We start from the raw sequence: 18,713 nt of genomic DNA, 5'->3' as shown, positions 1-18,713 counted from the left end.
CTCCGAAGACAATTGCGAATATCCCGCGGCCAAGCGGCAATGTGCACTTGCGCTTTTGTATTGGAACGTTCTAAAACGTGGCCCTGGAGAAGGGCCCGTGACGGCGGCCCGGACGGGAGGTTGGAACGCGATGGCTCAGATTGATCTGCTTCGTCTGGATGGCTCGGTCGAATCGCACCGGGTCGGTGAGGCTTCGCCTTATCCACTCACCCACACGGGCCAGTCGCCCCGCACGGTGTATGCGGCTGCCCACGTCGTGGCCGACCCCTTTGCCCTCAGGAATCCCTGGCAGTCGTCGGACGTCGACTGGGACACCACACTCAAGTTCCGCCACCATCTGTGGGGCCTTGGTCTCAAGATCGCCGAGGCGATGGACACCTCCCAGCGTGGCATGGGCCTCGACTGGCCGGGGGCGAAGGAGTTGATCAAGCGCTCACTGCTAGAAGCCAAGACGGCCCCCGGGGCCGACCTGGCCTGCGGCGCGGGCACCGATCACCTGAGCCCCGCCGACGTGCGGACGCTGGACGACGTGGTCGCGGCGTACGAGGAGCAGTTGGCCCACATCGAGGCCTACGGCGGGCGCGCGATCCTCATGGCGAGCCGCGCTCTCTGCAAGGTCGCACGATCGAAGGACGATTATCTCTACGTCTACGACCGGATCATTCGCCAGGCCTCCGACAAGGTCATCCTCCACTGGCTCGGGGAGATGTTCGACCCACAGCTCGAGGGCTACTGGGCGAGCAGCGATGTCGATGTCGCCATGAGCAACTGCCTCGAGCTCATCAATGCCCATCCGGGGAAGGTCGAGGGAATTAAGATTTCCCTGCTCGAACGCTCCTACGAGGAGAAGATGCGCGCCCTCCTCCCGGCCGACGTCAAGATGTACACGGGTGACGACTTCAATTACGCCGACCTGATCGAGGGTGACGGCACCCACCATTCGCACGCGCTTCTCGGCATCTTCGACCCGATCGCGCCTGCTGCGGCCGCCGCGATGGACTGCCTGGCGAAGGGCGACAGTGCCGGCTACCATGCGATCCTCGATCCGACCGTGGCGCTCTCGCGCCGCATTTTCGAGGCGCCGACACAGCACTACAAGGCAGGGGTGGTTTTCCTCGCCTGGCTGAACGGCTACCAGGATCATTTCCGGATGCTCGGCGGCATGGAGTCGGCCCGAGGCATCCTCCATTACTCGGAGATCTTCCGGCTCGCGGACCGGGCCCGCCTGCTCGTCGACCCTGACCTCGCGGTCACGCGGATGCGTCAGCTCAATGCCATTAACGGCATCTAGCGTCTGTGCGACCATCAGGGATGAAACGACAATCGTGATGCCGTTTGCGTCGCCGGGAGGCCGGCCTCCCTATCCCGACGGCATGCCGGACCGGAAAGGCCATGCCGATGGTTGATGATATCAGGATGCTTCGCTCCCTGTTCGAGGCTGCCTTGGCGGCAGCCCTGCCCGACGGCAAGTTCGCCGCCAACCTGCCGGACTGCCCCAAGGGGCGCACGATCGTTCTCGGCGCGGGCAAGGCGTCCGCCAGGATGGCCCAGGCGTTTGAGGCTGCCTGGCCCCATCCGTGCGAGGGCGTCGTGGTGACACGGTACGGTCACTCGGCTCCCACGCAGCGGATCGAGGTCGTCGAGGCCTCGCACCCCGTTCCGGATCAGGCGGGCATGGATGCTGCGGAAAGGATCCTGGAACTGGCCTCAGACGCGGGCAATGACGACTTGGTTGTCTGCCTGATCTCCGGCGGCGCATCGGCCCTGCTCTCACTGCCGGCGGAGGGGATCACGCTGGCGGACAAGCAGAGCATCACGAGGGCCCTCCTCAAGTCAGGGGCACCCATCCACGAGATGAACCAGGTGCGCAAGTCGCTCTCCCGCATCAAGGGGGGCCGGTTGGCCTTGGCGGCCGCGCCTGCCCGGGTCGTGACCTACGTCATCTCCGATGTCCCCGGCGACAATCCGGCCAGTATCGGTTCGGGCCCCAGCATCCCCGAGCCACAGGATCCCGACGAGGTCCTCGCCATCCTTGGACGCTATGGAATCGAGATCTCCTCCTCGTTGAAGGGCGTGATCCTTGAGAATTGCTCAGCGACCCGCCAGGTCGCTGCAAGCGACGTGCGTGTCCTGGCAACGCCGATGATGGCCCTCAAGGCGGCGGGATCGAAGGCCCGGGAGCTGGGACTCGATCCGCTGATCCTTGGCGACGCGATCGAAGGCGAAGCCCGAGAAGTAGCCAAAGTGCTTGCCGGCATCGCGCGGTCGGTGAGTGTTTACAACATGCCAGCGATCAAACCATGCGTCCTGCTGTCGGGCGGGGAAACCACGGTCACGGTTCGTGGAAACGGTCGTGGCGGCCGGAATGCCGAGTTTCTCCTGGCCCTGCACCTCGCACTGTCGGATCTCCCTAACGTTGCCGCCATCGCCTGCGATACGGATGGCATCGACGGGATCGAGGACAACGCAGGCGCCTGGTTCGGCCATGGCAGCCCTGCCGCTGTCCCTGCCCTGGACGCCTCGGCGTATCTGGCGAACAACGATGCCTACGGGTACTTTTCGAGACTGGGCCAGCTTGTCATGACCGGACCAACGCTGACCAACGTCAATGACTTCCGTGCCATCCTGATCAGGTAAATGAACGATAAGGCGAGCACGATTGGGTTCAGCCGCTTGGAGACCTACGATGAATGACAACCCAAGTCTTGATGCGCTCCTGGCAGAGGAACAGGAGCTCCAGTTCCCATCCTTCAACGCCGACGTTGCTTGGGTGCTCGGCAACCATATCCGCGAGCGCGCTAGGATCGCCTCCTCTCCGATCGCGATTGAGATCTCCAGGAGCGGACAGCAGCTGTTCTTCGCGGCGCTCCTCGGGGCCACGCCTGACAATGCCGAGTGGATACGCCGCAAGCGGGCCCTTGTGCAACGGTTTCACCACAGCTCTCTCTACATGTCCGTCGAGGCGGAGCAGAAGGGGCGCCCGTTCCTGCAGCGTTACGGGCTTTCCGAGCAGGATTATGCGGCGGCCGGGGGTGGTTTCCCCATATTCGTGAAGGACACGGGTTGTGTGGGCGCCGTCGTTGTCAGCGGTCTTCCTCAACTTGAGGACCACCGTTTGGTGACCGAAGCGGTCCGGGCGACGATCACCGGGCTTACGATGAGCCAAATCGGAGAGACCGTTGAGCAGGAGGGTATCTGATGATCCGGCACATCGTCCTTGTCCGCTTCCGCGATGAAATCGATGAGCCGCAGATCGAGGCGCTGTTCGCGGAGATCGAATCTCTCCAGCCGCGCCTCCCCGGAATGCTTCGGGTGGTCTCAGGGCGAAGCCTGGAACTCGAGAGGCTCGAAAAAGGGTTCCGGCACGGCTTCATCGTTGAGTTTGATGGCCCAGCCGCCTTGGAGGCCTACCAGGCCAACGAGGACCATCGCCGGATGGGCGCCAAGCTGGTGGCGGCTGCCGAGGGTGGGCTGGACGGGATCCTGGTATTCGATCTTCCGAGCTGAAGAGTCGCTAATCGCCTCGCGTGCGCCCGCACTGGTTGTGGTGTGGGAAACCTTCGAGCTGAGGCTCAAGTCATTGATGCGCACCGGCGCACCCTCGACGGTGTTTGCACCCTGTCCGAGCCCCAGGAGTTTCGGCGTCGCCTCAAGGTCCAAGACATGCAGCCGATTGAGCGCCGGAGGCTTCAGGGTGCGATTGTGCTGATGGGTCGAGGGCAATAACCTGTGGAATCTATGCTCGTGATCATCCAGATGTCGCGAACGCATGCACGCACTTCGCCGAGGCAATCAGGGCTCCCGCCTTGCCTGCGCTATCGAAGCCACGTTCATCGCCGCTGCAACGGATCCGCCTTGCGGCACGGCCCCGCCAACGCCCATGATGCTGCCAACCCTCGGGTCGAGATGGGCCAAGGCCCAGATGGCTTCCATCTGATCAACATCGCGCTGCATGCGCGTGGCCAGGACGACGGCCGACAGGACGCCGGCCATCGTACAAACGAGGATGAGAGCGACAATGGGATCTGTGACATTCGTCCATGTTACATGGTGCGATGCAGGTCAGCCCTCTCGCTCGACCGTGATGCACGGATCAGCTTCTGCACGCATTGAGGCCCACGAGCCCGCATTCAGGCGATACGGACGGACTTCGGGCGTCCAAGCGCGAGCATCCAGTTCAAGGCAGGAACGGCGATAGCGACCTCGGTCCTGCGACGCCGATCCGTCCGCGAGCGCAAGCTCGTGCCGATTACTCGCTTCAGGCGACTGAAGGGTACTGTCAACTTGATGCCGGATCGCCAAAGTTGTCGCTACGTATCCTCCAGGCCAGTTCAAATCAGTCAACCAAGGCAGCACCGGTCACATCGCGCCAGCTGAGGAAGGCGCGATCGCGGGCGGCTCGGTACTCACTGGCGGAAACGCGATGGCGGCGGAGTTGGAAGTGGTTGTGGATCGGGGTGTGGATCGTGAGAAACTGCTGCGCATGCCGGACTGACTTGAACCGCCTCATGTGGTGTTCCCGTCGTCGGGCCGGTTGGTGCGACACCTCGCAGCGATTGTTCAGGTATCGGCCCTGCCGATGTTCCACATCCGGCAGGATCTCGCGTTTAGCGGCACCATAGGACCCGAGTTTATCCGTCACGATCACTCTGGGCACGTAGCACAAACCCTTCAGCAGCTTGCGAAAGAAGCGCTTGGCCGCCTTCTTGTTGCGACGGCTCTGGACCAAGACGTCGAGCACGTTTCCGTGCTGATCAACGGCTCGCCAGAGGTAGTGCAGTTTGCCCCGGATGCGGACGAACACCTCATCTAAAAACCACTTGTCGCCGGGCCGCGGACGGCGCCGCTTGAGCCTGTTGGCGAAGGTCCGTCCGAAGCGCAGGCTCCACTCGCGGATAGTCTCGTAGCTGACCACAATCCCCCGCGCTGCCAGGATCAACTCGACCTCACGGAGGCTCAAGCTGAAGCAGTGATACAACCACACCGCCTGGTTGATGATTTCAGCCGGAAAGCGGAAGCCGCGGTACGGGTTGGACGTGGTGCTCATGCCCGAGACCCTGCCATAGGAACGGACCTACGCCAACTTGACAGCACCCTCCAGGGCCTCCCCGGCCGCGAGATCGTCGAGGAAGATCTCGACCAGCTCCTGCCCGTTCGTCCCAATCCGGCCCCAGTTGAGAACCAGGCGCATGGTCCCGAACAGATGCCGCTCGATCATGAGGCTGTAGAAGCGCCGGATCCCCTGCTCAGGGTCGATCCGGTGCAGGACCAGGTGGTGCTTGATCGGGGATCGGAGGTCGTCCTTTACGCGCTCGGCTCTTGAACCCTACGGCTCGCCCCACCACGGAGGAGGCTCCGCGCCGAGTTCCTCGGTTGCGAAGGCAGCGAAAAGGTTCATAGCTTGGCCCAGGATCGGCTTGGCGAGAAAGGCCGGCTTGTGGATTGCAACCAGAGCCGCAGGTAGTTCCTCTTCCTCGAGCTTCTTCAAGGCCCGCCACCGCTTTTTCTCGGTCTTATGCTGCATGACCATCACCGGCAGATAGGCCGCAAGCTGGGTCAACATCTCTTCGTCGCTGCGGGGGTTCTCGAACCGGAAAGGTAGTGGCGTAACAGGATGTCTCTTGTTCATCGGCGCGTCCCCGACGCTGCAAAATATTGATCCCGCCCTCTTGGCTCATCCCAACTTGGCTGGGGATCTCGATGGGAACCCTGGGCGTAGTCCGGGTTGCAGGCGCCGTTTCGAAGGGCCAACGGTCGGGAACCAGCAATCACGGGGCAATGCTGATGTCCACGAGAGCCTGGGTCCGCCTCGTCGTGACGTGCTCGATGGCAGCTTTGAGCACGCCCATCAGGTCGGCCGCCCGCTCCACCCGTGCGGTCCATGCACGGCTTGCCTCCGCCACCTTGGTGAAATCCGGCGATGGCGCCAGGGAGGTCAAAGGCATGGCGTTAGCGCGTGCCGCATAGCCGTTTGGGTAGACCCCCAGTACCGATTGCCTCACGGCGCCCCATTCCGCATTGTTGAGGATGAGAACCAGCACGGGAAGCTCAAGCGCCTCCGCGATCTGGTGGCAGGCTACCGGATTCGCGAACATGTACGAGCCGTCACCCATGGTTGCAATGACGAGCCTGCCGGGATCCGCAAGCTGAATGCCAAGGGCGGTCGGAAACGACCAGCCAAGGCCACCCGAATGCGGCTCCTGGTACCAAGTCCCATGCCCATCGAGGGTCAGCGGATCGAGCGGGCAGCCGAGCTCACTCAGAACCGTCGCGCGATGTGCTCTGATGGCTTCCGACAAGCAGAGGCTCACCCAGGCCTTCGACATCCGCTCCGTTCCGCTCGCCTCCGCCGCGGCGAGAGTTTTCTGCCGGACGAGCCTGCTTCGCTTCGCTACGTCCTTGCGGCGGCGGGCACACGCCTCTGCCCGCCCAGGATGCAACGGCTGCATTGCAGACGCCAGCGCCGCGATGATCTCGCCTGTCTCGCCCATCAGCGAAACGTCGGAGCGGAAGTTGCGGATGGGAAAGCGGCTGTAGAGAGGATCCTGTCCCGCATGAATGACGCGGCAATCCTCAGGATGCTCATGGATTGCCGGCGACCATGGCGCCAAGGAGTCGAGCACGAGGATCGCGTCGGCCTCCTGGATCCACGGCATGGGCTCCGAACCGATGCACATCGGATGATCGGTGGGGATTGCAAGCTGAATGGCCCAGTAGTGGCAGACCGGGATACCCCATTCCTCCGCGAGCTGGGACAGGATCCGGAATCCCTCTTCGCCTCCTGCTCCACGCTGCGCCACGATGAGTGGGCGCTCGGCCCGTGCGAGGATCTCCGCTGCATCCTTGAGCCGCGTGGCAGGCGGCGAGGCCTCGGCCGGCTTGATGCGGAGCGGGTCGCTCAACCCTTCGGACGGGCATGGCTCGCACAGCACCTCGCGCGGCAGGCTGAGATATACGGGTCCCTTCGGAGTGGACATCGAGACCGCATAGGCCCGGTCAACGATTTCGAGCGCCTGCTCCGGGAACTTGAGCTCATACTCCCACTTGGTGGCCTCCCGCACGAGCGCAGCCTGATCGCGCATTTCCTGGCCCCAGCCGATGGGAACCGTCCTTGCTCCGAAACGCCCGTGTTCCGTCACCGGCGTCCGGCCGGAGAACAGCAGAACGGGCACATGCTCCGTCGCCGCGTTGATGGCTCCGATGGCGCAGTTCGCGAGGCCCACATTGGTGTGGGCCATCACAGCCTGTGCGCGGCCGGTCGCCAGAAAATAACCGTGGGCCATGCCCATCGCGGCGTTCTCGTGCGGAATCACGATGGCCTTCGGGAGTTGCAGGTCCCTGGCGGCAGCTTCCGCGAGTCCCTCGATGATGGGCGGGAAATCTGTCCCCGAATTGGCGAAGATGTAGTCCACCCCGATCGCCTTGAGGCGGGTGAGAAGTGCGCCACCGGCCGTGATGGTTTGATTGTTCAAGGGGTCGGCCATTGGTATTTCCTTGTCGTTCGGACGGCGCTGCGGGCAATGCCACGTGTCCGCTTGCTTGTAGGGTTCAGGTGCCGACACCTACATGAGGCTCGGCAGCCACGTGGCGAGGATCGGAAAGGCGACCAGGATCGCGAGCCGGATTAGGTCCGTGACGACGAAGGGTAGGACGCCGACGAAGATGGTCGAGATGTCCACGTCCTTCACCACGCTCTTGATGACGAAGACGTTCATGCCGACCGGCGGATGAATCAGGCCGAGCTCCACCGTCATCACGATGATCACGCCGAACCAGATCGGATCGAACCCGAGTGCCGTGATCACCGGAAAGACGATCGGGATCGTCAGGATGATCATCGCCATGGCGTCCATGACGCAGCCGAGCACCAGATAGATCAGCAGGATGATGACCAGCACGCCGTAAGGACCGAGGCCGAGCCCGGTGAGAAATTCAGTCACCTTCTGGGGAGTCTGCGTGATCGTGAGGAAGTAGCCGAAGAGGAGTGCGCCGATCAGGATCGTGAACACGGAAGCTGTTGTCCGGACGGATTCCACGAGGCCGCGCCAGAAATCATCCCGTGACAGCTTGCGGCGGAAGACGGCGATGAGAAAGGCGCCGCCTGCTCCCATGCCGGCGGCCTCGGTAGCCGTGAACAGGCCACCATAGAGTCCCAAGATCACGAACAGGAACAGCAGCGAGACCGCCCAGACGTCCCTCAGGGCTGACAGGCGGTCGGACCAGGAGCTTCGATGGCCCTCCGGCAGGAAGCCGGGACGCGCCAATCCGATGAGGGTGATCGTCGCCATGTACATGCTGACGGCAAGGATGCCGGGGATCACGCCGGCGATGAACAGCTTGCCGATATCCTGCTGGGTGATGAGGCCGTAGACTGCCAGCACGGTCGAGGGTGGGATCATGATTCCGAGGGTGCCGCCGGCTGCGATCACACCTGTGGCGAAGCTCTGGGGATAGCCGTAGCGGCGCATCTCCGGATAGGCTACGGAGGAGAATGTCGCGGCGGTGGCTACGGACGAGCCGCAGATCGCCGCGAACCCGCCGCAGGCTGCAATCGTCGCAATGCCAAGCCCGCCCCTGAGATGTCCTAGAAACGTGTTGGCGGCGCGGAATAGCTCACGGCTCATGCCGGAGGTGGACGCGAAGGCGCCCATAAGCAAAAACAGCGGGATCACGGCGAAGTTCGCATCCGTGACGGTCCTGATCGGAGACTGCGCCAGGAGCCGCATGGCCGGCGTGAAGCCGTTGAGGTAACCGAAGCCCGTGATCCCGACGACGCCCATGGCGATGCCGACGGGGACGCGCAGGAACATCATCAGGAAAAGGGCTGCAAAACCAAGGAGGGCAACGGTGTTGGTCGTCATGCTGGCTGCCCTACTCCGCAGTCCGGGTTGGATGAATGTCCTCGTCGACGTCCTGCCGTGTGGCGATCCGGATGACCCGTACCACGAGCAGCAGCACCGCCGCCGCGAGCCCGATCCAGGCGATGAAGTAGTAGACCCACACTGGGAGCCGCAGATCGTAGGTGAGGACGTTGTCGGCACGTGTGCTCAGGACCTTGGAACCCATCATCCAGGCAAAGAAGCCCATGGCCAGCAGCGTGACCGTGGTCGCAAACAGGTCGAGGGCCTTCCGAGCCTTCCTCGGGAGGAAGCTCCAGACGAGGTCCACCGTGATGTGCTCGCCGCGATAGCTCACGCTCGCGAGCCCCCAGAGGATCACGATGCCGAGCACGAGGCGCACGAAGTCGTAGCTGTCCGGAATCGACCAGGAGAACAGATATCTCAGGAAGACCGAGACGAACATCAGAGCGGTGATGGCGGCGAGAAAGATCGCCGCCACCCGCTCGATGCAGTCGACGAGGATGTCGAGGCTGCGCATGGCTGTTTCTCCGGCTTCAGCCGATCAAAGACCGGCCTTGTGCTTCTCGAGGCTCGCCTTGAGTCCGGACATGGCCTCATCCGGATTGGCGCCCGCCTTGCGCACGGACTCCGCCCAGCTCTTGGTCATGGGCTCCACGGCTTTCTTCCACTGCGCGAGCTGATCCGGCGTGAGGGGGTAGACCTCGTGCCCTGAGGCACTTCTCATCTTGTCTCGTCCGGCTGCCTCGTAGTCGGCCCAAGGCCCTGCGAGCTTCACGGCCCAGTCGGTGGTGCAGTGGTCGTCGATCACCTTCTTCTGCGCGGTGGACATGTCCTCGTACTTGTCCTTGTTCATCGCCCACACATAGGCCGTGGTGTAGAGCGGCGCATCGATGTGGTACTGAACGACCTTATCGATGCCGAACAGGAAGATCGAGTTCCATGGGAAGGTGATTGCGTCGGCCACGCCGCGCTCGAGGATCTCGCGCGACTCCGGTGCGGAAGCCTGCACGTTCGCGCCGCCGAGAAGCGTCACCATCTCGCCGACCGTCCCCTGGGCAGGACGCACCTTGAGGCCTTTCACATCCTCCGGCGCGACAACCTTCTTGCGCGAGTGGAGCGAGCCCGGATCGTGCACGAAGGCGAGGCACACCTTCACGTCTTTCATCTCGCGGGCAGCGTATTTGCGGTACCACTCGTCGACCGCCGCCGAGCCCTCGCGGCCGTTCGCGATCATGAATGGAAGCTGCGCTGCATTGATGATCGGGAAGCGGCCCGGCTGATACCCCGGGCTGACATACGTGATGTCGGCGATGCCGTCGCGGGCCATGTCATAGTGGTCGAAAGCCTTCCCGAGCTGCTCGGCCGGGAAGATCGTCGTCTTGATCGTTCCGCCGGAGGCCTTCTCCATGGAGGCGGCCCATTCCTTGGTAGCGGCGACGAGGGGATGGGCCGGCGGAACCCACAGGGAGATCTTGAGGTCGACCGGCTTGTCCTGGGCCTGAGCCGCAGCCCCGGCGAGCCAAACACCTGCCAGCGCGAGCGCGCTGAGCGAGGCGGCGCAGTGCGCCGCCTTGGCGATGAGGGAAGAGCGTCGGCGATCGGTCGTTGGCGTCATGGAAGTTTCCTCTCCTGTTCGATTGTCGTGTCTTACGGCCGGAAGGCCCGGACCGCCCCTCTTCGCCGGGAGCTTGTCGGTCGTAGATATGGCCGTTCCGAGCAGAACGCGTGCCTGTTGCGTGGCTCACGAGGAAGCCTGATCTCCTCCTGTCTTGCGGGTGGCGACGGGGCTCGGCCGCTGGACCCGGGGCGCCTCCGGATCCGACAATGCGTCGGTGATCCGGCGGAGGATCTCGAGGAATTCCTCGCGCTTCTCGGGACCGACGATGCGGTCGAGAACGCGGTCGTGAGCCAGGGCATGGCGGCGCAGGGTCTTGAGCAACTCTCCACCCGCGGGCGTGAGATGCACCGTGTAGCTGCGCTCGTCCGTCTCCCGGCGCCGGCGCTCCACCATGCCGCGTTTCGCGAGGTCCTTGAGGGTCGGCGTCAGGGTCGACTTGTCCCGGCCGCAGGCGCGGCTGAGCTCGGTCGGGGTCAGCCCAGGATTGTTCGCGATGATGCTCAGGATCGTGTAGCGCCCCGGCTGCAGGTCGGCATTGCCGACCCGCTGCTTGAAGGCCTGAAAGGATGCCTCCTGCGCAAGCCGCAGGTGATAGGCGATGGCATCCGTCAGCGCCGCCGGCGGATGGCGCTCGTTTTCCTGCGCGGGCACATCATCCTGCGCCAGCGCCGCCTGCGATGTTCTGCCCCGTACCATCTTCCGATCCAGCTTAGGTCGTTAGAACGGATAGTGCTGCGGGCCGGTCTCGATCGTGATCCAGCGCAGATCCGTGAATTCGGCGACCCCGGCCCTGCCGCCGAACCGGCCGTAGCCGCTGCCCTTCACACCGCCGAAGGGCATCTGCGCCTCGTCGTGCACGGTCGGGCCGTTGACATGGCAGATGCCGGACTCGATCCGCTTCGCCACTCGGAGAGCGCGGGCGATGTCGCGGCTGAACACGGCCGCGGACAGGCCATACTCGGTGTTGTTGGCGACCCGGATCGCCTCCTCCTCGCCCTTCACGCGGATGACGCAGACGACGGGTCCGAAGGACTCCTCCGTGTAGATCCGATGATCGGGCGTGACCCGGTCGAGCACGGTCGCCGTCATCACGGTCCCCTCGACAGACCCGCCCGCCACCAGGACGGCACCCTTGTCGACGGCGTTCTCGACGAGACCGTGGATGCACTGCACGGCGTCGCGGCTCACCACAGAGCCAAGCACCACGTTGCCCGACCGGGGATCGCCCGCAGGAAGAGATTTCGCCTTTGCGGCGAAGCGGCTGACGAACTCGTCCGCGATGCTCTCATCAACAATGATGCGCTCCGTCGACATGCAGATCTGGCCCTGGTTCATGAAGGCTCCGAACGCGGCTGCGCTCACTGCGGCGTCGAGGTCCGCATCGTCCAGAACGATCAGCGGGGCCTTGCCGCCGAGCTCGAGCAGGACAGGCTTGAGATGCCGACCCGCCACTTCCGCGATGATGCGCCCGACGCGGGTCGAGCCGGTGAAGTTGACGCGCTTCACAGCCGGGTGCGCGATCAGCGCCTCCACGACCTTGGCGGCATCCGCGGGCGCATTGGTGACCACGTTCACGACGCCCGCCGGCAGGCCCGCCTCCCGCAGCACGTCGCCGATCAAGCGGTGCGTGCCGGGGCAGGTCTCGGAGGCCTTCAGCACCACCGTGTTGCCGCAGGCGAGCGGTAGCGCGACCGCGCGCACACCGAGGATCACTGGCGCATTCCAGGGCGCGATGCCGACTACGACGCCGGCCGGCTGGCGCACGGCCATGGCGATGCAGCCCGGCTTGTCGGAGGGGATCACCTCTCCGGTGATCTGCGTCGTCATGGCTGCGGCCTCACGGAGCATGCTGGCGGCGAGCTTCACGTTGAACCCGGCCCAGCCGGCCGTCGCGCCAGTCTCGCTCATCATGAGCTGCGTGAACTCGCCGACCTTCTGGTCCATGAGATCGGCCGCCTTCAGCAGAAAGGTACGGCGGGCGTTCGGGCCGAGTTCCGACCAGGCCGGAAAAGCGTCGCGCGCGGCATCGCAGGCGGCTTGCGCATCCGCGACCGTCGCGGCTGCGGCGCGGGTGGCGACCTTGCCGGTGATCGGGTCAAGGCGCTCGAAGGTCTGGCCACCTGACGCGTCCCGATCCAGGTCGTTGATCAGCATCCGGGTATTGGTCTGAATGTTCATCGTTTCCTCCTAATGCGCCCCGTTGCCGTCGGTCCGCCAGATCTGCACTTGTCTCAGTTCCGAATGGTTGCGACAGCCCAGCTGGGCTTGAGCCCGGTCGAGCTCGTCACTCAGGATCCGGATGATCTCTCCGGCTCCCCGATCCGGCCCGAGAGCCCCAATGCCATAGAGAAAGGCCCGGCCCAAAAGGACGAGGTCGGCACCGGTCGCGAGAGCCTTCGCGACATCCTCGCCGCAGCGAATGCCGCCGTCTAGAAGAACGGGCATGTCGTCTCCGACGGCAGCCCTGATCCCGCGCAGCGCGGCGAGCGGTGCCGGTGCGCTCTCGAGTTGGCGTCCGCCATGGTTCGAGACGACGATGCCGTCCATGCCGAGGGTCTTAGCCCGCTGCGCATCATCCGGATGCATCAGCCCCTTCACGACGAGCTTTCGTGGCCAGCGTTCGCGGATCTCGCCGAGGAGCCGCCAATCGAGACGCGCCGACGTCTGGCCGGCCATGAGCGCGGCTAGGGATTGCGGGCTGGCATTCCTGTCGCCATACCGTTCCAAGTTGGCGAAGCGAGGTGCTCCGGCTCGTAGGGTCGCGACGGCCCAGGACGGATGTCGAACGAGATCAAGCGCCATTCTGGCGTCGGGACGGAGCGGGAGGGAAAATCGATTTGCGAGATCCCGAACCCGTTTGCCCGGCGCAGGCACGTCTACGGTCACGACCAGCACGGGCAGGCCTGCTGCATCCGCACGGGCCACAAGACTGTCGACGATGGGTTGATCACGGCCGACATAGAGCTGGAACCAGGATTGCGGAGCAATCGACGCAATCGTCTCGATGGAGGTCGTCCCGGCGGTCGACAGGACGTAAGGAATGCCGGCTTTCGCCGCGCAGCGGGCGAGCGCCTCGTCGGCGCCCGGCCAGACAAGGTTCGCGAGGCCGATAGGCGCAATCCCGAACGGCCACTCGAAACGCTGCCCTAGAATCGTGACGGAGGCGCCCCGCCGCTCGCAGTCGATCAAGGCCCTCGGCACAAGCTCGACACGCGCGAAGGCATCACGGTTGCGCCTGAGAGCAAGCTCGCCGCCGGAGCCGCCATCCATGAAATCGAACGCCAAGCGTGGCAGCCGGCGCTGGGCCTCTGCCCGCATCTGGTCGACCGTGTGGAACTTAGTCCTCACGCCACACCAGCAAGCTGCATCGACCACTCATGGCGACATGAAGAGACGATGTCCTCCGGCATCCACCCTGCGAGGCGGGTATTCTCGAGCATCGCTCATCCTCCCTAGGTGCGGCGCCCCCATTGCGGCCGAGGTGCTTTCCGATGCGCTGCCTTATAGAAATAGGTAGTCTGCCCTAAAAATATTTGATGTCAAACTAAGTATCTGCCGGACCCTCGAAGCCTGACGCCACACACCAGCCCATGCGCACTATCGCGGCCGCCGCGAAACAGCGCCCGTCATCTGCACGCCGGCAACCGCATTTTCACTCGGCCTCGGTTATCTTCTGCCAATCCCCTGCCCTTCACGACCGTCTGCTCTGGCTGAGTTAGCTCCTTTCTGCCTAACTTCTCAGATGTGCCAGTTTCGGACCTAACGGGTTTCCTCCCGCTCTCGCGAAAGGCCATCTGTAGAGCCCAACTGGTCCGGGTCAGGGCGTCTCTGGCGTATGATGCCAAGGTACCCCGTCATGGTCTGATGCATGTCTTCGATCGGGTGTAAAATGCGTCCTGGGGCTGGCACCGGAGAAAACTCCCATGCGGACAGGCTCACGCGCCACACTCGCGACATTTCTCATGATCTTCGCGGGTTCGGCTCAGGCCGGAACCGAGGACGAGGTGAAGGCGCAGTTCAGCAAGTTCGTCGCCGCCCAGAATGCCCATGACTTGAAGGCTGTCGGCGACATGCTGCTCGACAGTCCCCAGTTTCTCTGGATCACCCGAGGGGCCCCGATCTGGGGCCGTGAGGCGGCTCTCAAGCGGTTCGAGGCGCTCTATCAAGGCACATGGTCGCTCGATCCAAAGGCGGACGAACTCAAGGTCATCGAGATCCAGCCAGGCGTGGCCCAGCTCTACGTCCCTGCCACCTTCATGATTGCTCCGGCCGGCCAGACTGCGCAGCCCTCCCGCTTCCTCATGAACCAGGTCCTGGTCAGGACGCCCGAGGGCTGGAAGATCTCGAGCATTCTGCCGATCCCGGTGCCAATGCCGTGATCTGGCTTGACGCCCGGGTACGGCGCGTAAATCCGAGAAGACGGTCTACGGGACATCCTCGTCACACCTGCCAGCACTGGGGTAAGATAGACGCTCGAGAATCCTGAGCCGAGGGAGGCTGCGATGACCGAGCCGAAGACCTCGTTTCGTGACTTCGAGCATCAGGGCTGGTCGGACCAGGAGGTTGCCACCGCCTACCATGATTTCTTCTCACCCCTCACGACGCAAGCCGTTGAGGCACTCCTCGATGCCACCGGGGTCAGACCTGGGATGTGGGTCGCGGACGTCGCCACGGGGCCCGGCTATGTCGCAGCGGCGGCGGCCGAGCGCGGGCCGAGGTCGTGGGCGTCGACTTCTCCTCAACCCAGCTCACCCGAGCGCGGCAGCTCTATCCTGACATCGAGTTCCGCCACGGCGATGCAGGTGCCCTCCCGCTGCCCGACGACAGCTTCGATGCCGTGATCAGCAACTTTGGCATGCCGCATTTTCCCGATCCGGACGCTTTTCTGTGCGAGGCGTTCCGCGTCCTCCGCCACACCGGCCGAGTGGCCTTCAGTACCTGGGCCTCCCCGCAGGAGTGCACCGGCTTCGGCTTGATCTACAGCGCCGTGCAAGCACACGGGCAGATGGACGTTCCCCTGCCGCCGGGCCCCGACTTCTTCCTGTTCGGCGATCCGGCCCAGTGCGAGCGCAGTCTCCAGGCGGCCGGCTTCGGGTCCGTGACCATTGCCAAGGTGCCGCAGATCTGGCGGGTGGTGTCGCCGGACGCGCCCCTCGACATAATCCTCAAAGGCACCGTTCGGGCGGCCGCCCTGCTCCGGGCGCAGACGCCAGAGGCACTGGCGGCCATCCGGGATGCGGTGCGCCAGGGCGTCACCACTTACGCACAGAACGGTGCATTCGCATTGCCGATGCCGGCGATCGTGGCCGCGGCCGAGAAACCGTGAACCTATCTGCTGTGAGACAGCGGCTCAGGCAATGCGCAGAACACCCTTTCTGGAAGCGCCCCGGTCGATCCCAGTCTGCTTGAGGAACATGATATCTTGGCTGCGTTGAAGGTCGGTTCGCAGTCCCATTGCGGAAATATGGCTAAGGTCACCCCCGTACCATTTCGAGACCTTCCGAGAATGGAGACCATTGCGTGCTTTATCCATCAATGGCTTACGACGAAAATTTCGGGTAAGGCCGTTTATGGAACGAGGCAGAACCTGAGCTAGAGAAGGGCTTGGCTCCCCTGCCTAATCAAGAGCAGACCGCCAAAGACGACCACCCCATCTAGGATCCTTGCATGAGCTGTATGTGATAGCCCTCGGGTAATGCGCTTTGCCAAAAACGCTCCCGGTAGCGCGCTCACGCCGATCAGCAGTGCCATAATCCATGCGGAGGGTGGCAGCGATCCGGCTGATTGAAAGACCAGGACCTTTGCAAGGCCAAGGACGAGCGATATGCCGGCATCCGTTGCAATAACCGATGCCCCTTGCAGCCCCGCCGCCAGAAGGATCGACAGCAGCAAAACCCCCGCACCTGATGTGCTCCCCGTGATGAACCCATACCCTATTCCCGCAGCGGCAACCTGTGATCGGCTCAGGTGCCCTTGCACCCGTTTGAGGACCCGACGCAGCGGCACGAGAAGCACCAGCATGATGCCGATCAGCAAGGTCACGGCTGGTCCAGACAGGCGGGTGTAGAAATAGGCCCCTATGAAGCATGTCGGCAGGGCGACAGCGGCAATCAGGATCGCCGTCCGCCTGTCAAACTCCGTGCGGAAGGCCGTCACCCTGCTCGCATTCGTCATCAGAGCAGACAGACTGATGATCGGGACCACAAGTTCCGGGCCGACAATGGGGATGAGAACGGGGGGTAACAGGAGGCCTGTCCCGTAGCCTGTGAAACCGCCGAGCAACGATGCTACGAATGCGACCACCGCAACTAGGACATAGGATGCGGCTCCGACACCATCGATGAACATGACCATGGTTCAACTATGAACCTCGGATGGTGATGTCAAACAGCTCCGGTTCACGGTGCAAGGGTCATGCACCACTCCCAAAGGGCAGGAAGTGATTTTCCGATAAGGCCCTGTGTGAAATGCACCTAAAAGCCGCCCAACCTGGGTGGGTTCAGCGGGTTGGCTGCATCAGCTCGATCCGGTTGCCGAACGGGTCGCTCACATACCTGCGTTCAAACCCCTCCAGAGGTTGATCCTCTTTCAACTCGTACCCGGCACCTTCGAGACGTCGCGATAGGGCGGCTAAGTCCCGGACGATGAACGCTGGATGAGCCTTCTTCGCCGGGGCAAAGGGCTCTTCCACTCCCAGGTGAACCTTCACGCTCCCGCTTTCGAACCAGCAGCCTCCGCGAGCGGCCAAGTGCGGCGGCTTTGCGACCTCCGGGATGCCCAGGAGGTGGTCATAGAAGGCTCGGGCATCATCCTCGCGGCCAGCAGGCATGGCTAACTGGACGTGGTCCATTCCGACAATGTGCATAAGGCTCCCCATTGAGTGGCTCGACCTTGTACCAAGCTCGAGGAGAATTTCCGAGAAGACGCTTTATGGAATTAGGTCTCAACGTCAGTGATATAGAGATACCGAAGAACCTCTTGCCCAGTGGTTCGGCTGACCCTGGTGAACACCTCCCGTCTCTGATGAACCTTTTCGGCTATCCTTTGGGAAGACAGGTTTTCGGGACTGGTGATGCTCACCACCCGAGGCATCTGGAGCATATCTAGCCCGTAGCGCACACATGCGCGGGCGGCTTCCGTGGCCAGACCCTGGTGCCAGAACTCGCGCCAGAGATGATAGCCTACCTCTGGCTCCTGAACGGCCGGCGTAGTCTGGAGGGTAATCCCACAATCGCCGATCAGATCGCCTGAATCCCTGCCGATGACAGCCCAGAGGCCGAACCGATGGTTGGCATAGCTGTCGAAGGCAAGCTCCTGAAACCATGCCTCCGTTTCAGGATATGACTTTGGCGCGGGATAGAACTGCATGCACTCCCGGTCACCATAGATGCGATGGAGGTCAGGGAGGTCAGCCGGGGTGATCTCTCTGAGAATGAGCCGAGGAGTGGACAGGATCTCACGCATCATTTGCGCTCAGGCTGGCTCACTTTCGGCGGCACGATGGTGGCACCAGCGTCGGGGTGTCGATTTTCCACCTGCTTTTCCTGCCGGTCACCATCACCTTTCATCCGTCCATCAAACAGGAATGGCATTGTTCCATTCGTGCTCGGCGCAGCCGGAGCCTGCGATTGTCCGGACGGAGCATTTTGAGCGCTGGCGGTGGTCGCGGCCAGTGCCAGCACAACCGCGATTGCTAATCTCGACATGACAGATCTCCTCTTGCCCGGAATCGGCTACCATTGGGGAGCACCAAGGCACCAGGATGGCAGCCGTTTAATGGGTCCTCTGAACCTAATCCAGAACTGTAACCTGCAACTGCATTTTCGGGCAGCGGTACGCCATGGAACACGGACTCGGACGGGAGAACTGATCCGGGAAGGTCCGGAGTGGGTCAGGCAGCGACGATCCCCTACCCTTCAGGAACGTCCGCTGCTCCCTGCCAGAGCTGTCATTTTGCGTACTTCCGCCTCGTGCCAAAGGACTAAACCGCTACCGCGGTAGGCTCTGCCGGCTCTGTCGGCGTCTGGAACGATCATAGAGGTCACGCCGGGACGTGTCCGGCTTGAGAATGGAGAGGTTTCCTCCACCCTCAGGACAGGAGCCTCCGATGACCCACGCGTCCGTCAGCCCTCTCCGTCAGCGCCTGATCGACGACATGACGATCCGCCATTTCGCCCCACGCACCCAGGATGCTTACATCCGCGCCATCCGCCGCTTCAGCGCCTTCCTTGGCG

Annotated in this window: 22 protein-coding genes; 7 read left to right on the top strand and 15 right to left on the bottom strand. The window is 63.3% G+C overall.

All coding sequences use genetic code 11. The features are described from left to right. Nucleotides 1-130 precede the first annotated feature (130 nt). From NF876_RS24500 to NF876_RS24485, 4 genes are all read left to right on the top strand, one after another. The gene (locus NF876_RS24500; RefSeq protein WP_262271072.1) at nt 131-1,291 is read left to right on the top strand and encodes a dihydrodipicolinate synthase family protein; all 1,161 of its coding nucleotides are present in this window, start codon (nt 131-133) and stop codon (nt 1,289-1,291) included. Nucleotides 1,292-1,416: 125 nt separating this feature from the next. Beyond that, nucleotides 1,417-2,637, top strand: coding sequence for a glycerate kinase type-2 family protein (locus tag NF876_RS24495; RefSeq protein WP_262271071.1), 1,221 nt, complete (start codon nt 1,417-1,419; stop codon nt 2,635-2,637). A 49-nt stretch (nt 2,638-2,686) separates the two neighbouring features. Continuing rightward, nucleotides 2,687-3,199 carry a heme-degrading domain-containing protein gene (locus tag NF876_RS24490; RefSeq protein ID WP_262271070.1) on the top strand — a complete coding sequence of 171 codons (513 nt, stop codon included), beginning with the start codon at nt 2,687-2,689 and terminating at the stop codon, nt 3,197-3,199. Next, nucleotides 3,199-3,507 carry a Dabb family protein gene (locus NF876_RS24485; protein WP_262271069.1) on the top strand — a complete coding sequence of 103 codons (309 nt, stop codon included), beginning with the start codon at nt 3,199-3,201 and terminating at the stop codon, nt 3,505-3,507. The genes NF876_RS24490 and NF876_RS24485 overlap by 1 nt, the downstream gene beginning before the upstream one ends. Nucleotides 3,508-3,792: 285 nt before the next feature. On the opposite strand, the gene NF876_RS24480 is transcribed toward NF876_RS24485, so the two are convergent. The 11 genes from NF876_RS24480 to NF876_RS24430 all read right to left on the bottom strand — a co-directional run bounded on the left by NF876_RS24480 (nt 3,793) and on the right by NF876_RS24430 (nt 13,827). After that, nucleotides 3,793-3,993: a hypothetical protein gene (locus NF876_RS24480; protein WP_262271068.1), complete on the bottom strand. Its 201-nt coding sequence runs from the start codon at nt 3,991-3,993 to the stop codon at nt 3,793-3,795. Nucleotides 3,994-4,336: 343 nt separating this feature from the next. Further along, complete coding sequence (locus NF876_RS24475) at nt 4,337-5,047, bottom strand: IS6 family transposase (RefSeq protein WP_262271067.1); 711 nt, start codon at nt 5,045-5,047, stop codon at nt 4,337-4,339. A gap of 27 nt (nt 5,048-5,074) precedes the next feature. Further along, the gene (locus NF876_RS24470; RefSeq protein ID WP_262271097.1) at nt 5,075-5,266 is read right to left on the bottom strand and encodes a WGR domain-containing protein; all 192 of its coding nucleotides are present in this window, start codon (nt 5,264-5,266) and stop codon (nt 5,075-5,077) included. A 60-nt stretch (nt 5,267-5,326) separates the two neighbouring features. Then, nucleotides 5,327-5,629, bottom strand: coding sequence for a hypothetical protein (locus NF876_RS24465; RefSeq protein WP_262271066.1), 303 nt, complete (start codon nt 5,627-5,629; stop codon nt 5,327-5,329). 139 nt (nt 5,630-5,768) lie between these two features. Continuing rightward, nucleotides 5,769-7,484, bottom strand: a complete 1,716-nt coding sequence (locus NF876_RS24460; protein ID WP_262271065.1) for a thiamine pyrophosphate-requiring protein — start codon at nt 7,482-7,484, stop codon at nt 5,769-5,771. A gap of 78 nt (nt 7,485-7,562) precedes the next feature. Then, nucleotides 7,563-8,861 carry a TRAP transporter large permease gene (locus tag NF876_RS24455; RefSeq protein WP_262271064.1) on the bottom strand — a complete coding sequence of 433 codons (1,299 nt, stop codon included), beginning with the start codon at nt 8,859-8,861 and terminating at the stop codon, nt 7,563-7,565. Nucleotides 8,862-8,871: 10 nt separating this feature from the next. Beyond that, the gene (locus NF876_RS24450; RefSeq protein WP_262271063.1) at nt 8,872-9,378 is read right to left on the bottom strand and encodes a TRAP transporter small permease; all 507 of its coding nucleotides are present in this window, start codon (nt 9,376-9,378) and stop codon (nt 8,872-8,874) included. 24 nt (nt 9,379-9,402) lie between these two features. Further along, on the bottom strand, nt 9,403-10,476 hold the full coding sequence (locus NF876_RS24445) for a TRAP transporter substrate-binding protein (protein WP_262271062.1): 1,074 nt from the start codon (nt 10,474-10,476) through the stop codon (nt 9,403-9,405). Nucleotides 10,477-10,602: 126 nt separating this feature from the next. Beyond that, nucleotides 10,603-11,175 (bottom strand): MarR family winged helix-turn-helix transcriptional regulator, encoded by a 573-nt coding sequence (locus NF876_RS24440; protein WP_262271061.1) that lies wholly within the window; start codon nt 11,173-11,175, stop codon nt 10,603-10,605. 21 nt (nt 11,176-11,196) lie between these two features. Then, nucleotides 11,197-12,657, bottom strand: a complete 1,461-nt coding sequence (locus NF876_RS24435) for an aldehyde dehydrogenase (RefSeq protein ID WP_262271060.1) — start codon at nt 12,655-12,657, stop codon at nt 11,197-11,199. A 9-nt stretch (nt 12,658-12,666) separates the two neighbouring features. Beyond that, nucleotides 12,667-13,827, bottom strand: a complete 1,161-nt coding sequence (locus NF876_RS24430; RefSeq protein ID WP_262271059.1) for an alpha-hydroxy acid oxidase — start codon at nt 13,825-13,827, stop codon at nt 12,667-12,669. Nucleotides 13,828-14,402: 575 nt separating this feature from the next. Here NF876_RS24430 and NF876_RS24425 point away from each other — a divergent pair. Both NF876_RS24425 and NF876_RS24420 read left to right on the top strand, forming a co-directional pair. After that, nucleotides 14,403-14,858, top strand: a complete 456-nt coding sequence (locus tag NF876_RS24425) for a nuclear transport factor 2 family protein (protein ID WP_262271058.1) — start codon at nt 14,403-14,405, stop codon at nt 14,856-14,858. A 272-nt stretch (nt 14,859-15,130) separates the two neighbouring features. Beyond that, on the top strand, nt 15,131-15,805 hold the full coding sequence (locus NF876_RS24420; RefSeq protein ID WP_262271057.1) for a class I SAM-dependent methyltransferase: 675 nt from the start codon (nt 15,131-15,133) through the stop codon (nt 15,803-15,805). 266 nt (nt 15,806-16,071) lie between these two features. Here NF876_RS24420 and NF876_RS24415 read toward each other — a convergent pair whose 3' ends face one another. From NF876_RS24415 to NF876_RS24400, 4 genes are all read right to left on the bottom strand, one after another. After that, nucleotides 16,072-16,827: a TSUP family transporter gene (locus NF876_RS24415; protein ID WP_373696715.1), complete on the bottom strand. Its 756-nt coding sequence runs from the start codon at nt 16,825-16,827 to the stop codon at nt 16,072-16,074. Between the two features lie 151 nt (nt 16,828-16,978). After that, nucleotides 16,979-17,344 (bottom strand): VOC family protein, encoded by a 366-nt coding sequence (locus NF876_RS24410; protein WP_262271055.1) that lies wholly within the window; start codon nt 17,342-17,344, stop codon nt 16,979-16,981. A gap of 71 nt (nt 17,345-17,415) precedes the next feature. After that, on the bottom strand, nt 17,416-17,943 hold the full coding sequence (locus NF876_RS24405; protein WP_373696714.1) for a GNAT family N-acetyltransferase: 528 nt from the start codon (nt 17,941-17,943) through the stop codon (nt 17,416-17,418). Continuing rightward, nucleotides 17,943-18,185, bottom strand: a complete 243-nt coding sequence (locus NF876_RS24400) for a hypothetical protein (protein ID WP_262271053.1) — start codon at nt 18,183-18,185, stop codon at nt 17,943-17,945. Before NF876_RS24400 ends, NF876_RS24405 begins: the two co-directional genes overlap by 1 nt. Nucleotides 18,186-18,547: 362 nt before the next feature. On the opposite strand from NF876_RS24400, the gene NF876_RS24395 reads away from it, so the two are divergent. Further along, nucleotides 18,548-18,713, top strand: a 166-nt coding sequence (locus NF876_RS24395) for a phage integrase N-terminal SAM-like domain-containing protein (protein WP_315975071.1), incomplete at its 3' end; no start/stop codon positions are given.

This window comes from Microvirga yunnanensis (genome assembly GCF_025460875.1).
This window is presented reverse-complemented; position numbering and strand designations above follow the sequence as displayed.

Coding starts and splice junctions, on each gene's coding strand:
- NF876_RS24500 (WP_262271072.1), top strand. CDS start 131: ATGGCTCAGATTGATCTGCTTCGTCTGGATGGCTCGGTCGAATCGCAC.
- NF876_RS24495 (WP_262271071.1), top strand. CDS start 1,417: ATGCTTCGCTCCCTGTTCGAGGCTGCCTTGGCGGCAGCCCTGCCCGAC.
- NF876_RS24490 (WP_262271070.1), top strand. CDS start 2,687: ATGAATGACAACCCAAGTCTTGATGCGCTCCTGGCAGAGGAACAGGAG.
- NF876_RS24485 (WP_262271069.1), top strand. CDS start 3,199: ATGATCCGGCACATCGTCCTTGTCCGCTTCCGCGATGAAATCGATGAG.
- NF876_RS24480 (WP_262271068.1), bottom strand. CDS start 3,993: ATGGCCGGCGTCCTGTCGGCCGTCGTCCTGGCCACGCGCATGCAGCGC.
- NF876_RS24475 (WP_262271067.1), bottom strand. CDS start 5,047: ATGAGCACCACGTCCAACCCGTACCGCGGCTTCCGCTTTCCGGCTGAA.
- NF876_RS24465 (WP_262271066.1), bottom strand. CDS start 5,629: ATGAACAAGAGACATCCTGTTACGCCACTACCTTTCCGGTTCGAGAAC.
- NF876_RS24460 (WP_262271065.1), bottom strand. CDS start 7,484: ATGGCCGACCCCTTGAACAATCAAACCATCACGGCCGGTGGCGCACTT.
- NF876_RS24455 (WP_262271064.1), bottom strand. CDS start 8,861: ATGACGACCAACACCGTTGCCCTCCTTGGTTTTGCAGCCCTTTTCCTG.
- NF876_RS24450 (WP_262271063.1), bottom strand. CDS start 9,378: ATGCGCAGCCTCGACATCCTCGTCGACTGCATCGAGCGGGTGGCGGCG.
- NF876_RS24445 (WP_262271062.1), bottom strand. CDS start 10,476: ATGACGCCAACGACCGATCGCCGACGCTCTTCCCTCATCGCCAAGGCG.
- NF876_RS24440 (WP_262271061.1), bottom strand. CDS start 11,175: ATGGTACGGGGCAGAACATCGCAGGCGGCGCTGGCGCAGGATGATGTG.
- NF876_RS24435 (WP_262271060.1), bottom strand. CDS start 12,657: ATGAACATTCAGACCAATACCCGGATGCTGATCAACGACCTGGATCGG.
- NF876_RS24425 (WP_262271058.1), top strand. CDS start 14,403: ATGCGGACAGGCTCACGCGCCACACTCGCGACATTTCTCATGATCTTC.
- NF876_RS24415 (WP_373696715.1), bottom strand. CDS start 16,827: ATGTTCATCGATGGTGTCGGAGCCGCATCCTATGTCCTAGTTGCGGTG.
- NF876_RS24410 (WP_262271055.1), bottom strand. CDS start 17,344: ATGCACATTGTCGGAATGGACCACGTCCAGTTAGCCATGCCTGCTGGC.
- NF876_RS24405 (WP_373696714.1), bottom strand. CDS start 17,943: ATGCGTGAGATCCTGTCCACTCCTCGGCTCATTCTCAGAGAGATCACC.
- NF876_RS24400 (WP_262271053.1), bottom strand. CDS start 18,185: ATGTCGAGATTAGCAATCGCGGTTGTGCTGGCACTGGCCGCGACCACC.